Consider the following 20,752-nt stretch of genomic DNA (forward strand, 5'->3'; position numbering starts at 1 on the left):
GCATAATTTAAACATCAAACCGAACCTTTTTCAAGCTGCTTTAACAAGATTTTTGATTAACTGATGGCTATAAATTTGTTTAAATGCAGAATTTAAATTTTTCTCATACGCTCTTAAACCGACACCCATGCGGGCGGCTTTGTCTTTTTGCGTACCGGTTTCCAAAAATTCCAAATACACCGCTTCACGGCGGCGGCGCGGCAACTGTTCAATCACATCATTGATTTGACGATACATCATATCGGCACACCACCGAACCGCCCCACCCTTGCGGAAAGCATAAGGCATTTGCGAGCCGCCCGCACTGCCACCGCCGACATCGCCCGCCATCAAGCGGTAAATCATATTGGGCGGAGAACGGTAAGCGGTTTCATATTCTACCACACCACATTTCCATTTTGCCCAACGCAGCAACAACAAACGCACATTCTGTTTTGACACACTCCTATCCTGACCGACCACACTGAATTTATACAAACGAGCAAGACCTATCGCCAAGCCCTTATTTTTATTTATTCCGCGATTGAATTCGCCGAACACAAGATTATGCAGGCAGCTGTCTTAAACAGTCAAGAATACACAGTCTTTTGTTTTTAAACGGTTCTCATTGTTTTTTAATTTTTCTCCTAATTTCTCCGAACATTTTCTCCTAAATAGACAACTGATTTAAATATGAAAAGATATTTTCTCCTAATTCTCCATGCGGTTTTATTCCATACGCGAGCAATGTTTTTCAAAACCACAACAAATAAACAAATACGGAATAAACAAAAAATATTCTCCCGCACACGGAGCAAAAACATTGTGAGAAATTGAGAGAAAATACAATAATCCAAATAAAACAATGCTTAACTTAGGAGAAAACACTTGGAGAAAATAAGGGATATTTGGAGAAAATCCAAATATCCCTTAAAAACAAAGTTTAATTTAGGAGAAACGGTTTACAGCCAGCTCTGCTTACTCATGGCGCGGGCAAATTTATCAGCCGAATGCAAATAAAATCTCGGCATCGGCATATTATCAGGTTTTTTAATATTTGGGGGAACAACCAGCCATACCTGCTTCTGACTGCCCTCTACCGCCGTCCGAATAACACGGATACCGTTCAAATGGTTCAATGCCATTTTAAAACGTTCTTTTGACATGCCCTTTTCTTTGACCATAACGCACCAAACATTGAAAACCTTAAAGCAGTCATCCAATTTGCACGGAATATACGGCAAACCCAACTCACCGCTCTGCCAATCGTCCGCATAGACTTCATACGGATGGGCATTCCATTTTTTCATGGCTTTTTTGGCATCGGTTTCTGGCGCATGGGTATGGGCATGGTAGGTTTTGCGGCGACCGAAATCGTCCGTATACAATAAGGGTAAGGCATACAGAAAGTCTACAAAATCCTGCACCGCATTGTCATCATAAATTTCGGCCGCCACCGCCGCCGCAAACTGCTCATCCATTTTGTGTTGCGGCGACACAATACAAAAGCGGCGGTCATTTTGCTCTGGCACGACAGGGGAATGGTAATTGGACAAATACACAAAACCGATATAGTTTCGTTGATATACCGTGTCCATACCCTTTTTCTCAATCCGTATAAACTCCCCCGTAATCTCATTTTTCAGCCTGCCCATCAAATCAAAGCGTTTACGCGGGCTGTTTACTTCTTCGTAAACAATGTACAGCTTGTTTTCATACACACCCGAAAATTGGCTTTCCATGTCCGACTGCCCCAACACACCCGCCCAACGTCCGAAAATTTTCGGCAGCAAGGTAGCGAAAATCAAAGACTTGCCCGCACCCTGAACGGGAGAGGCAAAAACCAACGCCGTATCCTGTTTGACGGCGGGGTGGCGCAGCCTGTAGGCAATCCAATTCAACACCCACTCGGTAATGCGGACATCATGATTGCACAGCAACTCAATGGCAGCCAAAATATTGCGGCAACTTTCATAACCAAAAATCAAATCCCGATAATGATTAACCTTTTCCAATTCGCAAATATTTTTCTGTTTAAACGGCAAACCGTCATAAATATTGACGCAAGATAAGAAATTTTCTTCGTCAATATCCAGCGTTTTCCGCAGTTTTTCAGGGTCTTTGCGGTCTTCTTCCGATAAAGCCACATTGTCTTTTCTCGCCATACCGTGCGGGCTGTCGGGGAAAAAACCGAAATCATTCACGCGCACTTGCAGGCGGTTCGGATTGTCTTCCCAAGCCGAATAACGGTCTGCACCCAATGCCGCCCGCAATGCTGCCGCAGGCATTCGTCCGTCCGTACCGCAATAGCCCATTTCTTTGGTGTCGCATACATCGGTTGTGCCGTAAATCAGAACATAACGGTTGGCGTCAAGTTGAAAAATCGGGTCTTGTGCGCGAATTTTGGCATCATGGCGTTCCTTAATCGTATCCGTGCGGACTTTTGACCAATTACGGAATTGGGGATGCGCCAACAATACGGCATAACCGTTTTTCCCCAAACGGTTTGTCAATTCACGTTTTGTCCAATTTGCCGCCAACGGGATGCAAAAAAACCGCTCTTTTCCGTCTACTCGCACCACATTAGCCAACACCCACGCCAATACGCCGCCGTCATCGGCATCTTCCGTTGATGCGGGCGGAACGCCCCCGCCACCCCCGTCAGCAATGTTGGAGTCGGGCGTTCCGTCCGCCCCATCACTTTGAAGGGGCTGCGCGGGGAAACTTGCATTATCATCAACAAATGGATAAACCCGCAAATCCGACAAGGCTGCCTGAAGCGACACCGGCGGCGCGGCATCGTCCAGCAAATCCGCCACATCGTAACCGCACGGCCACACCCCCGCTTCCGGCACGCGCACAAACGACACCGCACAACCCATGATTGCTAACTGCTCCGCAATCCCCAACATCGCCGCCATGCCCGGCTGCTCATCGGCGGGCAGATAGGGCATATCCGATGCGGTCAAACCCGCCGCTTCATCTTTTTTGGTAAGTTTGCGGCGTTGGCTGTCGCAGTCCGGCCAGCATACCACCCGCCGCCCCGCCAACGGCTGCCAATCGGTTTTTTTCCAAGCGTTTGAGCCGCCCGCCCACGACACCGCCACATAGTCCGACAAATCCGCACAAGCCGCCGCCGCGTCTTTGCACTTTTCGCCCTCTACCAATAAAACAGGTGCATCGGGTTTCGCCGCCAGCGCTTCCAAACCGTAAAGCGGGCGCGGCTCGTCAAATCCCCGAAACCGCCACATCATGTTTCCGTGTTGGTCGCGGCAAAAAGTGCAAGGCATATCATCTTTGCTACCGTCCGCATGGCGGAAACGCATCACCGCGCCTAATACCCGCCCTTGTGCATCGCGGTATAATGACACCCGCTCTGCATTTTGCCGCCCCTTGTCCTTAAAGTGGTGCGAAGTCGGCATGGAAGCCAAATAACGCTCATCAACGGGCAAAATAGGTGTCCAAGTATTCCGCGCTTTTTTGGTGGCGGTAAAAGCCTGTTTGTCGGCGGCGGGAAAATTACCGATACGCAGTCGCTCCGCCACCGCCCGACACGCTTCGCCCTGCGACACGCCGAACAAATAGGCATACAGCGATACTAAATCCCCGCCCTTGTCATCAGTGGCAAAGTCCGCCCACGAACCTTTGCGGACATTGATGCGGAACGAACCGGCATGTTTGTCGGCGCGGGTGGGGTTGAGTGCCACATATTCGTGGCGGTCATAACGTCCGCTAGGCAACCATTCGGCTAACAAACCGTCCGCGTGCGCCAACGCTGCCGATTTGACTGTCTCAAAATCCAATTTATCCATGATGTACCCCCAAACAGCCAAACAGCCATTCAAACAAGGCCGCCACCACCGCAAACGCCAAACGCTCCAAACGCAAGCGTTCCGCCGCCGATACCGAACCCGCCGCTTGCACAGACAATACTGCCTGAAACAATTCAGCCAGTGATAAAGACACCGTCATCACACTGCGCTCGCCATCATTTTCCCACCCGCATTTCGGCAAAGGCACAAACACCCCGCCCAACAGCCGTGCCATTTCCTGTACCGTGTGGCGACTGCCTGAAACCTGTTGCAAAGCCACCAACTCATCAGGGTGCAAAGCCTGTCCGCGAAAATTAGTGATTTTGTGGCGCAAACCCTGATTGCTGCCGCATACGGCGCGGCTCAAATCCGTCTGTCTGCCTGAAAACGCAGCCGCATCAGCCTTGATTGCCGATGTAAGCAACACATTCAAATTTTGCATAAACAAATACCTACATGATTACTGCCGAAAGGTAGATAAAAAACGATTTAAATTAAACGGGTTTTAAACTAAAATTCGGCTTGTGTTGGCAAAGACAAAAAAAGCCCCACCCCGCGCAAACAGAGTGGGGAAAACCCGCCTTGTGGTCGTAGGCGGCAAACCAAAAGCCGGTCAAGTGCGTTGCTTTAAACGCAGTTTTTCCAGCAAAACCAAAGGGCGCAAATCGGCATCGTCCAATGCACCGTCTGCGGCCTCTTTCATTTTGGCAGCCAAACGCAGGCTGGGAATTTGCCGCCCGCCGCTAAACGCAGACAGTTGGTTGTAATGGCAACCGCAACGCGCGGCAAAGTCGCGTTTTTCGGCAGCCGAAAGCAACCGCCAAAATCCCGCGAAATCGGGTGTAAAACCTGTTTGGCTCATCAAGCTCTCCTGATTTAAATTTGATTAAATTTAATCAAATTTAAATCAATAGTTCAACCTATTTTTTAAATTAATTACCTAAACCGATATGTTTAAAGAGAAAAAAAATGAATTAAGCGACATTCGCCGCATTTTGATTCAGCAAGTTATCGCCGAAGATTTTCAAGGCCATCAAAGCAATTTTGCCGAGAAAGTCGGAAAACCCGTCCAACAAATCAATAATATCATTCGCAACCAACGTGCGGCGGGCGATAAAGTCGTGCTGGATATTGAAACCGCTTTGGGCAAACCTGTCGGCTGGCTTTCGGACAGCAAAAACATCAACCCGAACTTTTTAAACGTAGTGATGGTGCAAGAAAAATTTGAACGGGACTTTGAAGAGATTGAAAGCGCGTTTACCCAGAATTTGCCTGTGAATTGCGTTGAAATTCCGATTTTTAACGTGGATACGGTCGGACAATATGTTGGTGGAAGCAATCCTCCGCCCATCAACACCACATTTAGCGGCATTCAGGCAGGAACGGGCTTATTCGGTTTTTTGATGCCGGACGACAGCATGTTTGACCCCAATACCACGATTTTTTTTGATAAAGATGATGTATTGATTATTTCGCCTGAAATCAGAAATTTGCACAGTAGCGACTGCGCTTTGGTACAACTGAAACAGCCCGAACAAACATTTATCATTGCACAGTTTTACAATAATATTCGCGGGCAGTATTTTAAACAGCACCAGGAAGATGAAATCTTAACATTTGACAATATTGAGCAAATTGTCGGCATGGTAGTAGAAAAGCAAAAACCCCTTTTTGATTCCGCCACTTTACAGCAAAAACTCGCCAACCAATAAATTTGATTTTGTTTTAAACCACCGCCTTTCTTATCCGAAAGGCGGTTTTTTTGCGCTTGTTGTCAAAAGAATTTCTTTTTAAAACAATATTAAATACAAAATTTAAAACTTGTTAAACTATTTTACGTTTACTTTTTATTTAAAATGGTTTAAATTTGAAAATAATTAAAACAAATTCATGGGAAAACACCATGCAGAGAACGCAAATTTTTACCGATGCCGTTTTATCCAAAATCAAAGACGCGTCAATTCATGCCTTGATTTTGCTGGAACGCGGAGATTTTAACGCTTTTGATGCTGCCGCCCAAAAACTGAAAGGCATGCTGCAAACCGTTGTTGCCGCTTACGCGGTTGGCATGATTAGCACGGCGCAACACCGTCAAATCCAGTTTGTTTACCGCACGTTCCGCAAACAGGCAGATGCAACGTTTATCCAATTATCACAGTAAGGGAAACCTGCCATGAAAACAACCAAACTCCCCCGCAAACTCCAAGCCATCTTGGACAAAGTAAACGTTCCCCTCCCCAACCGTCCGGAGGGCGATGAAAACGAATTTATCCGCAACCACATCATTCGGCGTTGGCAAGCCCAAACCAAGCTCAAAATGCCCCTGCATCAAAAGCTGTATTTCGCCGAGCAATCCATGCTCTCCGCCAACAGCGATTACAAAAGCAAACCCGTTTATTCACTCACCAAACAGAAGGCAGTCTGAAATGGAACAAGAAATCACCTTTACCCTGTCCTTATATACTCTTGTCGGCGGCTGTCTGCTCGGCGGCATCGTCTTGGGCGTATTGCTGGCGGTGGCGTTTTATAAGCGCGGCCATCTCAAAGACCTAGTTAATGAAAAACTGTAAGCCGCCATGTCCGCCCCAAAAGGAAAAATCATGCAAACCGACACCCCGAATACTGCCTTTATGCTGGCGATGCGCTACCAATCCACCACCGTGCCGCTTGATGAAATCCTCAAACACTATCTGCCGCATATCGGCATAGACCAAGCCAAACGCCGCGCCGCCGAACAAACCCTGCCGTTTCCCGCATTCAAGGCCGACAAAAACAGCAAAAAATCGCCGTATCTGGTGCGCGTGGCGGACGTGGCGGCTTGGTTGGACAGTCAGGCGGCGGAAGCGGCAGATGATTGGCGCAAGGTAAATCATTAAAACAAACCGCCCGAAACAGGGGCGGTTTACATTCAAAACAAAGTACTTTGTGTTTCTACAGGAACAGTAATTTCGCTAACATCAACAGCTTGAATTTTAAATTGCTGTTCGGCCAAATATCGTGCCGCGTTAAGTAATCCTTTATCATTTGAAATAATCAACTTTGCTTTATTGCTAATGGCAATAGCAAGAATTTGGCGGTCTACTTTGACTTTTTGACGCGGCTCTTTACTACACTCATTCGGACGATTATTCATTATATCCGAAATCATCGTACACATTACCGAGCTTTTCATATCAAAATCCAATATTTGATATACCTTGCTTTTTCCGGAAAATAAGCTTAAGAATTCTTGGCGTTTGGCCGGATTGGGTTCGCCAATCAGAAATTCTGCCAATGCAGGAGCGGGGATGCCGAAAGTTTTCTTTGCCCGTTTCTGCTCATCAAATAAATATTGCATTTTATGATGCAAATCTTGCTGGCCGCCGGCAGGACGATATAAAAAAACCAACGCATTATTATCCAAAACAATCATTTCAGCCTTCCCGAATAGATTCCAACTTGGCAATAGGGTCAGCAATATACCGCCATTCGGAATCCACTGCTCTAAACCGACTCAACCAATCTTCATAAACGGCATCATTAACTTCATCTAACAATTCAAAATCATAAATACAAAACTTGTCGCCAACCGGTTTCCACTCAAAATCATCGGGATGAAAACGTAAAATCCCACCGCCTTTGCATTCCATAAAGCGATATAGATTCATTGCCAATTTTTGTGCCAGCTCTTTGCTTTCCACCATTAAAGAAACGGTTGCCGAACCGTCATCGTCTGCCAATGTCAGGGATACATTTTTTTTGCCTTTACCGCCAATTTGTACCAACCTTCCCCGAAAGACGTCTTCCTGATAGACTTCGTAGCAGAAATTTTCTACCGTATCCGGTATCAATTCCCTTACAACGCCTTGTGTATCCAACAAAGTGGCACGGTGTCCGTTTTGTTTAAGGCAGTTTAAGATTTTCTTAAAAGGAATTTCACCCAACATACGCAGGCTGCTTGCAAGCCGTTCAAACTCTTGCAAGGGCGGGCGCAATGCGATTTGTGTACAGCCTTCGCTGATTTCATCAAACAAAATACTGTCTTTGCTGATTCCTTCTTGAGCCAGCAGGGAAGTAAACAGGCGCAGATATTCCTGCATAGCCTGCGCGGAAGTTGTGCGTGGGGTAAGATGCCTGTTTTCATCCAGCGATGAAACGCTTAAGGCAAACACGCCTTTTTCGTGGATTTTTATCATTTCATCACCTGTATTGGAAAGTTGATGGAAGAATGGTTTTGCGCTGCGTAAAAGGAAATTTATTTATTCAGTTTCGTATCATAATGGATTTGCCCTGCTGTGGAAACAACGATTTTAGTTTAAAGTTGAATTTGTATCGTTATTATGTCGTATCGCAGCAGACCGAATCAAAAACTCAACAAATTGATTGCTTATAGCATTTCCCCATTTCAGGCAGCCTGAAACTTGCCGCCCGATGCCACCCGCATCGCATCGGCAAAATCCAAACGCTCCGGCCGCCGCCTTAAGTTTACATAACGGCGCAAGGTCTCCCAACTCTCATGCAGCGTGATTTGCTGTATCTGTGGAATCGTCAAACCGTCTTCAGCCAGCCGCGTGCTTGCCTCATGGCGTAAGTCATGAAAACGCAAATCCTCGATACCCAATACTTTGCACGCTGCCTGAAACGCCGTACCGATGCTGGCACTGTTACCGCCAATCAGATAAGCTGCTCCCAATCCGCGCCGTTTCAGCCGCCCGCGCACCGCATCCGACATCATAACGTCCACCACCGTCCGCACGTCATCGCGCACCAAAAACGCATGATGGTTGCCCTTGCTGCCGCGCGGGTGTTTGATGTCGCGCACCAGCCATTCGCCGTGCTGCCTGTCCCAATCGTCCAAACGCAGGCGGGCAATCTCGCTCACGCGCCGCCCCGAATATACCGCAAACCAGATAATCAAGTGCATCGGATATTTGCATTGCGCCGGATAATCCCGCCATTGCCGGTAAAAAAACGTAGTGAGTGCCTGCAACTCCGCGCCGGTCGGCAAGCGGTCGCGCTCCTCCGATTTGCCGATAATGCGCCCGCGCCGCAAGCCCTCCATCGCCAAATCCAAATCCGACCAGCTTACCGGCATGCCCCACACAAAATAAGCGTGTTTCAGCAGCGAGCGCAGATATTGCAAGTCATTGTTGATGGTGGACGGCGACACCGGCGCAATGCCGCGCGAACCTTGCCGCCGCGACAAGGCAAAATCGGAAAAATCTATCTTTCGCAAACGGTCAAGGCGGATTTGGCCAATCGGAAAACGCGCCATAAAACGCATCGATGACGGCTTGTTGCGGCCGAAGTCCCCGTCTGCTTCGGCAATGTAGCGTTCCACCGCTTCGGCCACCGTAGGCATCAGCTCGCGCTTGCGCCCTTTTTCAAACAGAAGGTCGGGATTGGCTTCCAATTCCGCTTCGCGCTTTTTCAGCCACGCGGCGGCCAAGGCTCGTTTGGAAAACGTTTTGCTTTCGGAAAAATTAGGGTATCCTGCCCGAGTGATGCGGATTTGGGCGCGGTAAACCGTTTCGCCGGACGGATTGCTACGCTTAATGATGCTGCCCATTTGCACCATCCTTTCACAGTTTGAAAATGGTGTAGATATGGTACAGCGAATGCGCGAAAATACGCAGGAATAAACGTGAAAACGCGGGTAAAAACAAGATGGATTGTGATAAAAAACGAAAAGAAAACAAGCAAGTTATTGAAAAGTTAAAACAAGCCCGCGTGCTGCTCGCCCCGATGGCGGGCATCACCGACAAGCCCATGAGAATTCTGGCAAAACAATTCGGCGCGGATTGGGCGGTCAGCGAAATGATTACCGACAACCCCGCCTTGCGCCACACCCGCAAAACCTTGAGCCGCAGCGACCATGCGGGCGAAAGCGGTGTGATTGCCGTACAGATTGCCGGCAGCGACCCGCAGCAGATGGCGCAAGCGGCGCGATACAACGTTGCCAACGGCGCACAAGTGATTGACATCAATATGGGCTGCCCCGCCAAAAAAGTGTGCAATGTGCTGGCGGGCAGTGCCTTGTTGCAAAATGAAAAATTGGTGGAACAGATTTTAAACGCGGTGGTGGCGGCGGTGGACGTGCCCGTTACCCTGAAAACCCGTTTGGGCTGGAGCGATGAACATCAAAACCTGCCCCTTATCGCCCGCATCGCCGAGCAAGCGGGCATTGCGGCGCTGGCGGTACACGGGCGCACGCGCACACAAATGTATCGCGGCGAAGCGCGTTATGAATTGATTGCACAGGTAAAACAAGAAATCAGCATGCCCGTGTGGGTAAACGGCGACATAGATTCGCCGCACAAAGCCGCCGCCGTACTCGCACAAACCGGCGCGGACGGCGTAATGCTCGGACGGGCGGCGCAGGGCAATCCTTGGCTGTTCGCGCAAATCAAACAGTTTTTGGAAAACAACACTTTGCCACTGCCCGTACCGTTTCAATCAGCCTGCGAAACGGTTTTGGCGCATTTGGCGGCGATGCACGGCTTTTACGGCGAAACGGCAGGGGTACGCATTGCCCGCAAACACATCGGCTGGTATGTGGCGCATTTGCCCGATGGCGAAGTATTCCGCCAATCATTCAACCGCTTGGACGCAGCGAACGCGCAGCAGGACGCTCTGGCGGCGTTTTTGGCGAAAACGGGGCAATGCCGCGCATTTTGGCATGATGACGCACCCTAAAGGACAAGTCATTCCTGCGTAGCTTGGGTTGAAGCGTAGCGCAAACCCAACAATACATTGTTTTATCGTGAAATCGTTGGGTTTTCACTTCGTTCCAACCCAACCTGCCACTGATTTTCAGTGAAAAAGTCTAAATGATGACACGCTTTAGCCACTTTTCCGCTCGAACACGGCGGCGAAAAAGCCGTCCGTGCCGTGTCGCGCCGTATTCAATTGCAAGTATTTGCCCGTATCCAAATCAATTTTTTGTGTTTGCAGCAATCGGGCGCAGTCCAGCAGCATAAAATCGGAGTGGCTGTCGAGAAAGCGTTGCGCCTGTTGTTCGTTTTCTTCGGGCAGTACGCTGCAGGTGGCGTAGAGCAAACGTCCGCCGTCCCGCACCAATGCGGCAGCCGCTTTCAAGATGTTTTCTTGCTGGAAAACAAGATTTTGCACGGTGGCGGCGGATTGGCGGTATTTCAGGTCGGGATTGCGCCGCAGTGTGCCCAAGCCGGAGCAGGGTGCGTCCACCAGCACGCGGTCGGCTTTACCGCGCAAACGGGCGATGCGCGGGTCGCGTTCGGAGCTGATGCGTTCGGGGCTGATGTTGGTCAAGCCGGCGCGGCGCATGCGCGGTTTGAGCTTGGACAGGCGTTTTTCCGATACGTCAAAGGCATAAATGCGCCCTGTGTTGGCGGTTTGTGCGCCGATTGCCAGTGTTTTTCCGCCCGCGCCCGCACAAAAATCCACGATGATTTCGCCGCGTTTGGCACCGAGCAGCAGGGCGAGCAGTTGGCTGCCTTCGTCCTGTACTTCCAGTGTGCCGTCCAAAAACAGGGGGTGGCGGTTGAGCGCGGGTTTGTCGTGCAAACGCAAGGCATGGGGCGCGTAGGGCGCGGCTTGGGCATCGGGAAATTCTTTTTGCAGTTGTGCCAATACTTTATCGCGCTTGCTTTTCAGGGTATTGACGCGCAAGTCCAAAGGTGCGGGGCGGGAGACGCTGCGTCCGAATGCGGTGATTTCCGCATCCGTCCAATGGGTTTGCAGGTGGGCGAGCAGCCATTCGGGTAGTTCGGCGGCGGTATTGGGGTCGGCGGCAAAGTCGGCTTTGCGGGCTTTGAGCGCGGTGAGAAAATCGCGGTCGCCGTCTGCCAGCAAGGTTTCCAGTTGGCTGATGTTGCAGCCGCGCCCCAGCACCAATGCCGCCAATGCCGCACGTTGGGGGGCTTGGGCAGGTTGGGGCAAAACCGCTTGGATTTTTTGCAGATGGCGCAGGGCGGCGAACGCGGTTTCGGCGATTTCGCGGCGGTCGTTGCGCCCGAGCTTGGGGTGGCGGCGGAAATACGCCGACAGAACGGCATCGGCAGGCTGGGCAAAGGTAAGCATCTGCGCCAAAACGGCGGCAGTGTGGTGCAATTGGGCGGCTGTGGGCGTCATGATAAACAATCCATCGGCAAAATGCTTGATTTTATCGCCAATGGCGCTTAAAACCAATAATCAGCCCCAAGCGTTGGCGGCGCTTGGGGCGGACACGGGTTTATTTTGCGCGAATCAGCTTCATACGGCTGTTGCCCATTTCCATTTCAAATTCTGAACCATCGGCTTGAATGTGTAAAACACCTTCTGATGTGCCTTCCCCCTCAATGTTGAGATTTTTATCTTCCGTTTTCATTTTTGCCTGAACGGAAGAAAATACGGTTACCGGCGCGGTAAAAGCATTTCCTTTATTTTTCAAATCGTTGATTTTTAATTTATAGTTAAAATTGCCTTTTTGCAAGCCCATTTTTTCGAGAAATTCTTTTGTTCCGATGGATTGCTTCACCGCGCCGGTGCAATCAGATTGTTCGTATTGTTCGGCATGTGTGAATTTCAGTGTAACCGTATCGCGACTGTTCCGGCTGATTTTTTGCCTGATGGCAATACCGTCCTGACACATCATCCATTTCCCTTTCAACAGCGCGGCAGCATCGGCGGGCTTGGATTGTTCGGTTAAAGGGGCGGCGGCACAGGCTGCCAGTGCCAGCGCACACGCGCACGCGGCAAACGGTTTGTAAAAAGAACGGATTGTTTGGTTTTGCATGGTTTTGCCTTTGTTGGAGGGTTGTAATCGAAAAGAATTGTAAAAAAAAAAAAAGAAACGTCAAGAAAAGATTTATCATACCGCCGCCAAAATTGAATTTCCCCGATTTCCCGCTTATACTTAACGATTTTTCCGCGCCCCTTGCGGAAACAATGGAATCAATTGAAATGATGAAAAAATCCCGTTACTGCTCGTTTTGCGGTCAAGCCGAAGCCGATGTTGTCCGCCTGATTGAAAATGATTCGGGCAATGCCTTGATTTGCAATGAATGTGTCCGCGATTGCGGTGAGTTGATGAACGGCGGCAGCAGCCCCGCCGAAGCCGCGCCCGCCGCCGAAGAAAAAACCGCCGCCCCCCAAACCGAAGCACTGCCCACGCCGTCCGAAATTGTCGCCCAACTCAATGATTATGTGGTGAAACAGGACGCGGCGAAAAAAGCCCTTGCCGTGGCCGTGTACAACCACTACAAACGTTTGCGCCACCCGCAGGAAAACGGCGCGGTGGAGCTTTCCAAATCCAATATTCTGTTCATCGGCCCCACCGGTTCGGGCAAAACCCTGCTGGCGCAATCGCTGGCGCGGAAATTGAACGTGCCGTTTGCGATGGCGGACGCGACCACGCTCACCGAAGCGGGCTATGTGGGCGAAGACGTGGAAAGCATTGTAACCAAGCTGCTGGTCAGTTGCGAGGGCGATGTGGACAAAGCCCAGCGCGGCATTATCTACATTGATGAAATTGATAAAATTTCCCGCCGCAGCGACAGCCCGTCCATCACCCGCGACGTGTCGGGCGAGGGCGTGCAGCAGGCTTTGCTGAAGCTGGTGGAAGGCACGGTGGCGAATGTTGCGCCGCACGGCGGCCGCCGCAGCCCCGACCAAAAACTGATTGCGGTGGACACCAGTAATATTCTGTTTATTTGCGGCGGCGCGTTTGCGGGACTGGAAAAAGTGATTCGCCAGCGCACCGAGCAGGGCGGCATCGGCTTTGGCGCACAAGTTCACAGCAAGGACGATAACGCCGATATTACCGAATTGTTCCAACAGGTTGAGCCGGAGGATTTGATTAAATTCGGTTTGATTCCCGAACTGATTGGGCGTTTGCCCGTGATTGCCACTTTGGAAGAATTGGACGAGGAAACGCTGGTGCATATTCTCACCGAGCCGAAAAATGCGCTGGTAAAACAATACCAAACCCTGTTCGCTATGGAGGGCGCGGCGTTGGAAATCACACCCGATGCGCTGAAAAGCATCGCCAAACTCGCCATGAAACGCAAAACGGGCGCGCGCGGTTTGCGTTCCATTATGGAAAAGGCTTTGCTGGAAACCATGTACGCGCTGCCCGACAAAAAAGGCGTGGCGAAAGTGGTGGTGGACGCACAGGTGATTGAAGAGGGTGCGCCGCCGAAATTGTTGGACGCGGCGGGGGCGGAAGTGTCATAATGTCATTTGCAAGCGAAAGCAGCAAAAAATTCAAAAACCAAATAAAAGGAAATATCATGAAAAAACTTGTATTTACCGCTATTTGTTGCGCCTTGTTGGGCGCGTGTTCCGCCAACGGCGGCAGCCAAACCCAAATGTACGGCGAAGTGGGCGGCGGCGTGGAAAGCAGCAAAGCTTTCTAGGGTGTGTCATCATTTGACTGCAAAATAACAACGCCGTCATTCCCGCGCAGATGGGAATCCACTGCCCGATGCGTGGCAAGCCATGTGTTATCAAGGTTTGTCGGGCTTTGATTTGGATTCCCGTCTGCGCGGAAATGACGGTGTTGTGTTTTCTTGGTCAATGGATATTTGCCATCAAAAAACAGTCTCTTGCTTGGAAAGAGACTGTTTTTTGATTAGGGTGCTGCCACTGTTTCGGCATCGTCCGCCACCGGTGCGGCGGCGGGCAGGGCAGACGGCGGCGGCAGATTCCGCAGCAGCCGAATCAGCTCCGCCACCCGCATTTTCAGTTCGCGCCTGTCCACAATTTGGTCAATCGCACCTTTTTTCAGCAAAAATTCCGCACGTTGAAAGCCTTCGGGCAGCTTTTCGCGCACGGTTTGTTCAATCACGCGCGGGCCGGCAAAGCCAATCAGCGCATTCGGTTCTGCCAGCACCACATCGCCCAAGAAGGCGAAACTTGCCGATACGCCGCCCATGGTCGGGTCGGTGAGAATGGAAATGAAAGGCAGTTGCTTTTCCGAAAGCAGATGCAGTGCCGCGCTGGTTTTTGTCATCTGCATCAGTGAGTTCAGCCCTTCCTGCATGCGCGCGCCGCCTGATGCCGCCACGCAGATGAAGGCGCAATCGTCTGCCACTGCCCGTTGCACGCCCTGCACGAAACGTTCGCCCACCACCGAGCCCATCGAGCCGCCGATAAAGCGGAATTCAAACGCCGCCGCCACCGCGTCCATGCCGTGAATCCGTCCTTTGGCAACCACCAGCGCATCTTCTTCGCCCGTGCTTTTGCGGGCGGCCGACAAGCGGTCGGGGTATTTTTTGCTGTCTTTAAACTTCAAAATATCAATGGGTTTGATGTGGGCGGCGATTTCTTCGCTGCTGCCTTCGTCCAGCAGCATGTCCAAACGCGCCCGCGCACTCATGGCGTGGTGGTGGGCGCATTTGGGGCAAACGTGGTGGTTGCCCGCCAATTCGGTGGTGTAAAGTGTGGTGCCGCAAGCGGCGCATTTGCTCCACAAGCCTTCGGGAATGGCGGATTTGCCGCCGTCGTTGCCGGCTTTTTTGATTTTCGGGGGCAGGATTTTGTCCAACCAACTCATCACAAACTCCTTGTACGCAAGTACGGAAAACGGGGATTATACCCGAAAAAGCCCAATTCTAGAGTAATCGCATGATAAAGCCCTCCCGCACGGGGGAGGGCGCACAACGGGGGTTTACACCACGATTTCTTCTTTTTCCTGCTGCTGCTTGACGATGTTGCTGCGGTTCAGCCCGAACATCAGCAGCAGGGGGCTGGCCACCAACACCGATGAATAAATGCCGAACACGATGCCGATGGTCAATGCCAGCGCAAAGCCTTCCAGTGCCGCGCCGCCGAACACCAGCATGGAAATCACCATCGCTTCGGTCGAGCCGTGTGTGATGACGGTGCGCCCCATGGTGGCGGTGATGGCGTTGTTGATGATTTCGGGGACGGAGCGGTTACGCATTGAGCCTTTGCGGAAGTTTTCGCGGATGCGGTCGAACACCACCACCGATTCGTTCACCGAATACCCCAATACCGCCAACACGCCCGCCAGCACCGTCAGCGAAAATTCCCATTGGAAAAAGGCAAAGCAGCCAAGAATAATCACCACGTCGTGCATATTGGCGATAATCGCCGAGACGGCAAAACGCCATTCAAAGCGCATGGACAGGTAGATGATGATGCCCACCACCACCATGCCCATTGCCAGCAAGCCGTTGCTTACCAGTTCTTCGCCGACCGAGGGTCCGATAAATTCGACTTGTCGCAGCGACACATCGGGCGTGTCTTTTTTCAAGATGTCCATCACTTGATTGGAAAGCTGGGCGGACGGCACATCGGTTTTGTTCGGCAGGCGAATCATGATGTGTTTGTTGGTGCCGAGTGCCTGTACTTGGATTTCGCCCATGTTCAGGGCTTCCAAACTGTGGCGTACTTTGTCGAGTTGTGCGCCTTGTTGGTATTCGACTTCCATCAGTGTGCCGCCGGTAAATTCCACGGAGTAGTTCAACCCGCGCGTAACCAAGAAAAACACCGACAGGACAAACGTAACCAGTGAAATCAGGGTGGTCAGTTTGCCATAGCTCATAAAGGGAATGTCGCGTTTGAAATGAAACAGTTCCATGATTATTTCCTTTCCGTGTCCGCAGTGGGGATTTCACGGTCGAGTACCGGCGGGTAAGAAACGCCGATGGACAGTTTTTTCAGTTTGCGGCGGCGTCCGTACCACAGGTTTACCAGTGCGCGGGAGACGACCACGGACGAGTAAATCGAGGTAAGAATGCCCAAGCAATGCACGATGGCAAAGCCGCGCACGGGGCCGGAGCCGAACACCAGCAGGGCGATGCCCGCAATCAGTGAGGTGAGGTTGGAGTCCAAAATGGTGTCCCAAGCGTGGTCGTAGCCTTCTTTGATGGCGATTTGCGGTTTTTGTCCGTTACGCAGTTCTTCGCGAATGCGCTCGTTAATCAATACGTTGGAGTCAATCGCCATGCCGAGCGTCAGTGCCATCGCGGCGATGCCCGGCAGGGTGAGCGTGGCTTGGAGTGCGGACAAGATGGCGAACAAGAACAGCAGGTTGGCACTCAAGGCGATGGTGGAGAACACGCCGAACAGGCGGTAGTAAAACACCATGAACACGGCAACGGCGGCAAAGCCCCAAACGGTTGAATCAATGCCTTTTTTGATGTTTTCCGCGCCCAGAGACGGGCCGATGGTGCGCTCTTCGACAATTTCCATCGGTGCGGCCAGCGAGCCGGCACGCAGCAGCAGGGAGACGTCGTGGGTTTCGGCGGTGCTGAAGTTGCCGGTAATCTGTACGCGTCCGCCGGTAATCGGTTCGTTGATGCGCGGGGCGGTAACGATTTCGGATTTGCCTTGGTCGATTAAGACCATTGCCATGATTTTGTTTTTGTTGGCGGCGGTCAGGTCGGCGAAGATGGACGCGCCCGCGCTGTCGAGGTTGATATTGACGGCGGGTTTTTCGTGTTGGTCGAAGCCCGCTTGGGCGGCGTTGATGTTGTCGCCGGTGAGTTCGACCTGTTTGGACACGAGCAGGGTGTATTGGTCTGCGCCACTGCCGCCGCTCAACATTTCGTAGCCTTCGGGAACGTTGCCCGCTTGGGCTTGTTGCAGCAGGGCGGGGTCTTCGGACACCATGCGTACTTCGAGGGTGGCGGTGCGCCCGATGATGTCTTTGGCTTTGGCGGTGTCGGTCATGCCCGGAAGCTGTACCACGATGCGGTCGGCACCTGCTTGTTGAATCACGGGTTCTGCTGTGCCCAGTTCGTTTACGCGGTTGTGCAGGGTGTTGATGTTTTGTTTGACGGCGTCGCTGCGGATTTGTTGCAGCAGGGCATCGGGCAGGGTGAGGGTGAGGCGGTTGCCTTCGGCAGCCAGTGTTACGCCTTCGAGTAGTTTTTGCAGCTCGGGAAAGGCGGTTTTCAAGTCGGCTTCGTCTTGGAAGGGAACGGTGAGGCTGTTGCCGCTTTTTTGTACGCTGCCGGTGCGGATTTTCAGTTTACGCAGTTCGCGGCGGATGTCGCCGGCGTAGCGGTCGAGCGTTTTGTCGAGTGCGGCTTTCATGTCCACCTGCATGGTGAAATGCACGCCGCCGCGCAGGTCAAGACCGAGAAACATCGGGTTGGCATTGATTTTGCCCAACCATTCGGGGCTGTTGGAAATTTGGTTTTGCGCCACGATGTAGCCTTCGCCCAGTGCGGCATCGATGGCGTCGCGGGCGCTGATTTTGTCGGCATCGGAAACGCGCACTTTCAGGCTGCCGCCGGCGAAAAACATGCCGCCGTGTGTGATTTTTGCCTGTTGCAGGGCGTGCTCGACCTGTTTTTGCGTGTCGTCGTTTACCGACAGCGATTGGCGGTTGGTGGAGATTTGAATGGCGGGGGTAACGCCGTAGAAGTTCGGCAGCGTGTACACCAGCGCCAATACCACCGTAAACACAATCAGCAGGTATTTCCAAAGCGGATAACGGTTCATCAAAATTCCTTTTTGGTTTGAAGCCCCGCCGTTTACGGCGGTAAAATGGCTTGATTATTCGGGCGGGGCGTAAGCCCGTCCGAATCGGGGCAACGCATAGGGCTGTGCTTTAGGTGCAGCCCTGTGGGTTGAAACATCGGCATTCCTTAAGTGGTCTGAATCGGGTGGGGAAATTGCCGCGCTCGGGGCGTGCCGTCAATTGCTTTGGGTAGCGGTTTTTCAAGCAAAAATCCGCAGATGCAAGGGTTTGCAATGCGGCAGGTGCGGACTTTGGCTGAACATACCGCCGCATAAGCAATTGACGGCACGCCCCGACAGGCGCGGCGGGCGCGTTATTCGGTTTTGGCGGGCTCTTCGGCGGGGGTGCTGCCGTCTTGGGCGGCTTTGGCGGCAATGGCGTTGCGTTCCACTTCCACCTGCATGCCTTTGCCCAATTCGATGGTGAACACGTGTTCGCCCGGCTTGACCACTTTGCCGTAAAAGCCCGACACCAGCAAGACGCGGTCGCCTTTTTTCAGCTCGGCAATCATGGCTTGACGGGCTTTTTCGCGCTTTTGCTGCGGGCGAATCATCATAAAATACATCAGCGCGAAAATCGCAATCCACGGCAAAATGCCCATCCAAGCGTTGGGTTGGGCGGCGGTGTCGGCGGCGTGGGCAAATTCAATCATGTTGTTTCCTTTGAAAAGCAAAAAAAGCAAAAACGGACATTTTAACAGACTCCGCACCGGCGTGTTTCACGCTTTTGCGGTGCGGGACGATGCGGGGGCGCGGCAGGGCGTGCCGTCCGCTCGGGAAAGCCGCCATTATACCGCCATCGGCGGCGGTTTGCGGTAAAATAAGCCCTTTGTTGCCGAACAAACACGATACCGCCGCACACGGCGGGTGTCCGAACCGAAAAGGAACTGCGATGAAGCCCGTCTTTCCCCTGATTGCTTTGGTTGCCGCCGCGCCCGCCGCCGCCCAAAATTTGCAAAACGTGGTGCGCGAAGCCCTCTCCAAAGACCCCGCCGTGATTGAAGCGAACGCCGATGCCGCCGCCGCCGCAGACGACATCCGCATCGCCCAAGCGGGGCATTATCCCACCCTGTCGCTCACCGGCACGCAAACGCTGCTGCACCGCGACCGCTCGGGGCGCGAACGCAAGTACAAACTCAACCCGGGGCTTCAGGCAACACTGAACCTGTACGCATGGGGCGGGGTGGACGCCAAAGTGCGGCAAAGCCGCCACAAATTCCGCTACCACCGCCACAAAACCGATGAAGTGGCGGGCGAAGTCGGACACGAAGCCGGCACGCTCTATCTGGCGGCACTGCGTGCCAAAGAGCTGATACAAACCGCCCGCCACAACCTGCAACGCCACCACGCCATCATCAAAGACCTGCAAATCATCACCCGCCACGACAAAGGACGGCTCTCCGAACTCGACCAAGCCCAAGCGCGGCGTTTGCAGGTTGAAGCCTACCTTGCCGAACAAACGCGGATTTTGGAATTGAGCCTGAGCCGTTTGGGGCGCTACACCGGCACGCGCATTGCCCCGCAAAGCCTGAACAACCCCTTCGTGCGCGACACCCCCGACAGCTTGGTTACACGCTTCCGCCGTCCGGACTTGGCGCAACTGCCCGGCTACCAAGCCCAAGCCGCCGAGCGCGAAAGCGTGTTGGCGGAAGGCGCGGCACGCAAATCGTCCCGCTATCCCAGCATCAACCTGATTGCCGGCGCCACCCGCGACAACCGCGAAATCTACCTGAACCTCTCGTGGGACGTGTTCAACCCCGCCGCGCACTACGAAGTGAAAAAAAACGCCCACACGCTGGTTGCCGCCGAAGCGAAAATGGACGCCCTGCTGCGCGACAGTGCCGAACGCGGGCGCAGTGCCGAAATGGACATGCGCCAAAGCCTCAAACGCGCCGGCATCGCCCAGCAGCAAATTGCCGCGCAAAAAAAAGTCATCAAAGCCTACGAATTGCAATTCAAAATCGCACGGCGCACCCTGATTGACGTTTTGGACGCTTATTCCGACCTTTCCAACATCGAATTGACCGAAGTGGCGGCGCAAAACGACTTTCGCGATGCCGCGTGGACGTATCTGGCATCGCAAGGCGCGGTGGCGCAATGGGCGCAAGCCGCTCCGCCCGCCGCCCCCGCCGAACCGGCGGATTTTGGCGCACCCCTGCGGCGTTGGCACGACAAAATCAGCGACACCCTGCGCCGCAAAACCAAAAACAAAAACAAAACCGTTGCCCAAACCTTGCCCGACGTGCCTGCCGGCACCAACGCCGCGCCCGCCCGCACCCTGCGCGAACCGAACCCGTTTTCCCCCACCGCCCAACGCGCTTGGCTGCTGGGTCAGGCGAAAAAACAAAAAGCGCAACAGGCAGCAGCCCGACCCGCCGTCAAACCGCCCAAGCGGACGGACGCCGCGCCGCCGCTTTTGCGCGTGGGCAAAGCGGTGGACTTTACCGCCGCCCGTTCCGCCCCGCCCGTGCTGGGCGTGGACACGACCAACGCCCCCGCCTTTGCCGTCAAGCGCACCCCCCTGTAAA

Annotated in this window: 23 protein-coding genes; 10 read left to right on the forward strand and 13 right to left on the reverse strand. The window is 52.6% G+C overall.

The window, feature by feature from the left end:
• Positions 1-30: 30 nt before the first annotated feature.
• From G392_RS0100155 to G392_RS0100170, 4 genes are all read right to left on the reverse strand, one after another.
• The gene (locus tag G392_RS0100155; RefSeq protein ID WP_027008583.1) at positions 31-441 is read right to left on the reverse strand and encodes an RNA polymerase sigma factor sigma-70 region 4 domain-containing protein; all 411 of its coding nucleotides are present in this window, start codon (positions 439-441) and stop codon (positions 31-33) included.
• Positions 442-941: 500 nt separating this feature from the next.
• Complete coding sequence (locus G392_RS0100160) at positions 942-3,791, reverse strand: DUF5906 domain-containing protein (RefSeq protein ID WP_027008584.1); 2,850 nt, start codon at positions 3,789-3,791, stop codon at positions 942-944.
• Positions 3,784-4,233, reverse strand: coding sequence for a phage regulatory CII family protein (locus G392_RS0100165; RefSeq protein ID WP_156900736.1), 450 nt, complete (start codon positions 4,231-4,233; stop codon positions 3,784-3,786). Before G392_RS0100165 ends, G392_RS0100160 begins: the two co-directional genes overlap by 8 nt.
• A 171-nt stretch (positions 4,234-4,404) precedes the next feature.
• A complete protein-coding gene (locus tag G392_RS0100170; RefSeq protein WP_027008586.1) occupies positions 4,405-4,653 on the reverse strand; it encodes a hypothetical protein in 249 nt (82 codons plus the stop codon).
• A gap of 88 nt (positions 4,654-4,741) precedes the next feature.
• Between G392_RS0100170 and G392_RS0100175 the strand changes: the two genes are divergently transcribed.
• The 5 genes from G392_RS0100175 to G392_RS0100195 all read left to right on the forward strand — a co-directional run bounded on the left by G392_RS0100175 (position 4,742) and on the right by G392_RS0100195 (position 6,667).
• Positions 4,742-5,503, forward strand: a complete 762-nt coding sequence (locus G392_RS0100175) for a helix-turn-helix domain-containing protein (RefSeq protein WP_027008587.1) — start codon at positions 4,742-4,744, stop codon at positions 5,501-5,503.
• Positions 5,504-5,694: 191 nt separating this feature from the next.
• Entirely contained in the window at positions 5,695-5,952 is a 258-nt protein-coding gene (locus G392_RS14005; RefSeq protein WP_211224327.1) for a hypothetical protein, read from the forward strand.
• A 12-nt stretch (positions 5,953-5,964) separates the two neighbouring features.
• Complete coding sequence (locus tag G392_RS0100185) at positions 5,965-6,216, forward strand: hypothetical protein (protein ID WP_027008589.1); 252 nt, start codon at positions 5,965-5,967, stop codon at positions 6,214-6,216.
• 1 nt (position 6,217) lies between these two features.
• Positions 6,218-6,361, forward strand: a complete 144-nt coding sequence (locus G392_RS13440; protein ID WP_156900738.1) for a hypothetical protein — start codon at positions 6,218-6,220, stop codon at positions 6,359-6,361.
• A gap of 30 nt (positions 6,362-6,391) precedes the next feature.
• The gene (locus G392_RS0100195) at positions 6,392-6,667 is read left to right on the forward strand and encodes a pyocin activator PrtN family protein (protein ID WP_027008590.1); all 276 of its coding nucleotides are present in this window, start codon (positions 6,392-6,394) and stop codon (positions 6,665-6,667) included.
• 32 nt (positions 6,668-6,699) lie between these two features.
• Here G392_RS0100195 and G392_RS0100200 read toward each other — a convergent pair whose 3' ends face one another.
• The 3 genes from G392_RS0100200 to G392_RS0100210 all read right to left on the reverse strand — a co-directional run bounded on the left by G392_RS0100200 (position 6,700) and on the right by G392_RS0100210 (position 9,339).
• Positions 6,700-7,203 (reverse strand): PIN domain-containing protein, encoded by a 504-nt coding sequence (locus G392_RS0100200; protein ID WP_027008591.1) that lies wholly within the window; start codon positions 7,201-7,203, stop codon positions 6,700-6,702.
• 1 nt (position 7,204) lies between these two features.
• Positions 7,205-7,966 carry a hypothetical protein gene (locus G392_RS0100205; protein WP_027008592.1) on the reverse strand — a complete coding sequence of 254 codons (762 nt, stop codon included), beginning with the start codon at positions 7,964-7,966 and terminating at the stop codon, positions 7,205-7,207.
• 209 nt (positions 7,967-8,175) lie between these two features.
• Positions 8,176-9,339: a tyrosine-type recombinase/integrase gene (locus G392_RS0100210; RefSeq protein ID WP_027008593.1), complete on the reverse strand. Its 1,164-nt coding sequence runs from the start codon at positions 9,337-9,339 to the stop codon at positions 8,176-8,178.
• Between the two features lie 176 nt (positions 9,340-9,515).
• Here G392_RS0100210 and dusB point away from each other — a divergent pair, with 176 nt between their 5' ends.
• The gene (gene dusB, locus G392_RS11605; protein ID WP_051255517.1) at positions 9,516-10,466 is read left to right on the forward strand and encodes a tRNA dihydrouridine synthase DusB; all 951 of its coding nucleotides are present in this window, start codon (positions 9,516-9,518) and stop codon (positions 10,464-10,466) included.
• 147 nt (positions 10,467-10,613) lie between these two features.
• Here dusB and G392_RS0100225 read toward each other — a convergent pair whose 3' ends face one another.
• Positions 10,614-11,882, reverse strand: a complete 1,269-nt coding sequence (locus G392_RS0100225; RefSeq protein ID WP_027008594.1) for an RsmB/NOP family class I SAM-dependent RNA methyltransferase — start codon at positions 11,880-11,882, stop codon at positions 10,614-10,616.
• Positions 11,883-11,982: 100 nt separating this feature from the next.
• Positions 11,983-12,384: a hypothetical protein gene (locus G392_RS0100230; RefSeq protein WP_156900739.1), complete on the reverse strand. Its 402-nt coding sequence runs from the start codon at positions 12,382-12,384 to the stop codon at positions 11,983-11,985.
• Positions 12,385-12,692: 308 nt separating this feature from the next.
• Between G392_RS0100230 and clpX the strand changes: the two genes are divergently transcribed.
• The gene (gene clpX, locus G392_RS0100235; RefSeq protein ID WP_027008596.1) at positions 12,693-13,964 is read left to right on the forward strand and encodes an ATP-dependent Clp protease ATP-binding subunit ClpX; all 1,272 of its coding nucleotides are present in this window, start codon (positions 12,693-12,695) and stop codon (positions 13,962-13,964) included.
• A gap of 56 nt (positions 13,965-14,020) precedes the next feature.
• Entirely contained in the window at positions 14,021-14,146 is a 126-nt protein-coding gene (locus tag G392_RS14275) for a hypothetical protein (protein WP_281168310.1), read from the forward strand.
• Positions 14,147-14,361: 215 nt separating this feature from the next.
• Here G392_RS14275 and accD read toward each other — a convergent pair whose 3' ends face one another.
• From accD to yajC, 4 genes are all read right to left on the reverse strand, one after another.
• Positions 14,362-15,285, reverse strand: coding sequence for an acetyl-CoA carboxylase, carboxyltransferase subunit beta (accD, locus tag G392_RS11615; protein WP_051255486.1), 924 nt, complete (start codon positions 15,283-15,285; stop codon positions 14,362-14,364).
• Positions 15,286-15,399: 114 nt separating this feature from the next.
• Positions 15,400-16,335 carry a protein translocase subunit SecF gene (gene secF / locus G392_RS0100250; protein WP_027008597.1) on the reverse strand — a complete coding sequence of 312 codons (936 nt, stop codon included), beginning with the start codon at positions 16,333-16,335 and terminating at the stop codon, positions 15,400-15,402.
• A gap of 2 nt (positions 16,336-16,337) precedes the next feature.
• A complete protein-coding gene (secD, locus tag G392_RS0100255) occupies positions 16,338-18,206 on the reverse strand; it encodes a protein translocase subunit SecD (protein WP_027008598.1) in 1,869 nt (622 codons plus the stop codon).
• A 332-nt stretch (positions 18,207-18,538) separates the two neighbouring features.
• Entirely contained in the window at positions 18,539-18,877 is a 339-nt protein-coding gene (yajC, locus tag G392_RS0100260; protein WP_027008599.1) for a preprotein translocase subunit YajC, read from the reverse strand.
• Here yajC and G392_RS14010 point away from each other — a divergent pair.
• Both G392_RS14010 and G392_RS11620 read left to right on the forward strand, forming a co-directional pair.
• Positions 18,876-19,043: a hypothetical protein gene (locus tag G392_RS14010; RefSeq protein WP_211224328.1), complete on the forward strand. Its 168-nt coding sequence runs from the start codon at positions 18,876-18,878 to the stop codon at positions 19,041-19,043. The genes yajC and G392_RS14010 overlap by 2 nt on opposite strands.
• A gap of 73 nt (positions 19,044-19,116) precedes the next feature.
• A complete protein-coding gene (locus G392_RS11620; protein ID WP_169718718.1) occupies positions 19,117-20,751 on the forward strand; it encodes a TolC family protein in 1,635 nt (544 codons plus the stop codon).
• The last annotated feature ends 1 nt before the right edge of the window (position 20,752 follow it).

Source organism: Conchiformibius kuhniae DSM 17694 (genome assembly GCF_000428785.1).
In the GTDB taxonomy this organism is placed as follows: domain Bacteria; phylum Pseudomonadota; class Gammaproteobacteria; order Burkholderiales; family Neisseriaceae; genus Conchiformibius; species Conchiformibius kuhniae.

Bases quoted from the DNA above. Each gene is read 5' to 3' on its own strand.
- yajC (WP_027008599.1), bottom strand. From the start codon at position 18,877: ATGATTGAATTTGCCCACGCCGCCGACACCGCCGCCCAACCCAACGCT.
- G392_RS0100165 (WP_156900736.1), bottom strand. From the start codon at position 4,233: ATGCAAAATTTGAATGTGTTGCTTACATCGGCAATCAAGGCTGATGCG.
- G392_RS11620 (WP_169718718.1), top strand. From the start codon at position 19,117: ATGAAGCCCGTCTTTCCCCTGATTGCTTTGGTTGCCGCCGCGCCCGCC.
- G392_RS13440 (WP_156900738.1), top strand. From the start codon at position 6,218: ATGGAACAAGAAATCACCTTTACCCTGTCCTTATATACTCTTGTCGGC.
- secD (WP_027008598.1), bottom strand. From the start codon at position 18,206: ATGAACCGTTATCCGCTTTGGAAATACCTGCTGATTGTGTTTACGGTG.
- G392_RS0100205 (WP_027008592.1), bottom strand. From the start codon at position 7,966: ATGATAAAAATCCACGAAAAAGGCGTGTTTGCCTTAAGCGTTTCATCG.
- G392_RS0100195 (WP_027008590.1), top strand. From the start codon at position 6,392: ATGCAAACCGACACCCCGAATACTGCCTTTATGCTGGCGATGCGCTAC.
- clpX (WP_027008596.1), top strand. From the start codon at position 12,693: ATGATGAAAAAATCCCGTTACTGCTCGTTTTGCGGTCAAGCCGAAGCC.
- G392_RS14010 (WP_211224328.1), top strand. From the start codon at position 18,876: ATGTTGTTTCCTTTGAAAAGCAAAAAAAGCAAAAACGGACATTTTAAC.
- G392_RS14005 (WP_211224327.1), top strand. From the start codon at position 5,695: ATGCAGAGAACGCAAATTTTTACCGATGCCGTTTTATCCAAAATCAAA.
- G392_RS14275 (WP_281168310.1), top strand. From the start codon at position 14,021: ATGAAAAAACTTGTATTTACCGCTATTTGTTGCGCCTTGTTGGGCGCG.
- accD (WP_051255486.1), bottom strand. From the start codon at position 15,285: ATGAGTTGGTTGGACAAAATCCTGCCCCCGAAAATCAAAAAAGCCGGC.
- G392_RS0100210 (WP_027008593.1), bottom strand. From the start codon at position 9,339: ATGGGCAGCATCATTAAGCGTAGCAATCCGTCCGGCGAAACGGTTTAC.
- G392_RS0100230 (WP_156900739.1), bottom strand. From the start codon at position 12,384: ATGATGTGTCAGGACGGTATTGCCATCAGGCAAAAAATCAGCCGGAAC.
- secF (WP_027008597.1), bottom strand. From the start codon at position 16,335: ATGGAACTGTTTCATTTCAAACGCGACATTCCCTTTATGAGCTATGGC.
- G392_RS0100160 (WP_027008584.1), bottom strand. From the start codon at position 3,791: ATGGATAAATTGGATTTTGAGACAGTCAAATCGGCAGCGTTGGCGCAC.
- dusB (WP_051255517.1), top strand. From the start codon at position 9,516: ATGGCGGGCATCACCGACAAGCCCATGAGAATTCTGGCAAAACAATTC.
- G392_RS0100185 (WP_027008589.1), top strand. From the start codon at position 5,965: ATGAAAACAACCAAACTCCCCCGCAAACTCCAAGCCATCTTGGACAAA.
- G392_RS0100170 (WP_027008586.1), bottom strand. From the start codon at position 4,653: ATGAGCCAAACAGGTTTTACACCCGATTTCGCGGGATTTTGGCGGTTG.
- G392_RS0100225 (WP_027008594.1), bottom strand. From the start codon at position 11,882: ATGACGCCCACAGCCGCCCAATTGCACCACACTGCCGCCGTTTTGGCG.
- G392_RS0100175 (WP_027008587.1), top strand. From the start codon at position 4,742: ATGTTTAAAGAGAAAAAAAATGAATTAAGCGACATTCGCCGCATTTTG.
- G392_RS0100200 (WP_027008591.1), bottom strand. From the start codon at position 7,203: ATGATTGTTTTGGATAATAATGCGTTGGTTTTTTTATATCGTCCTGCC.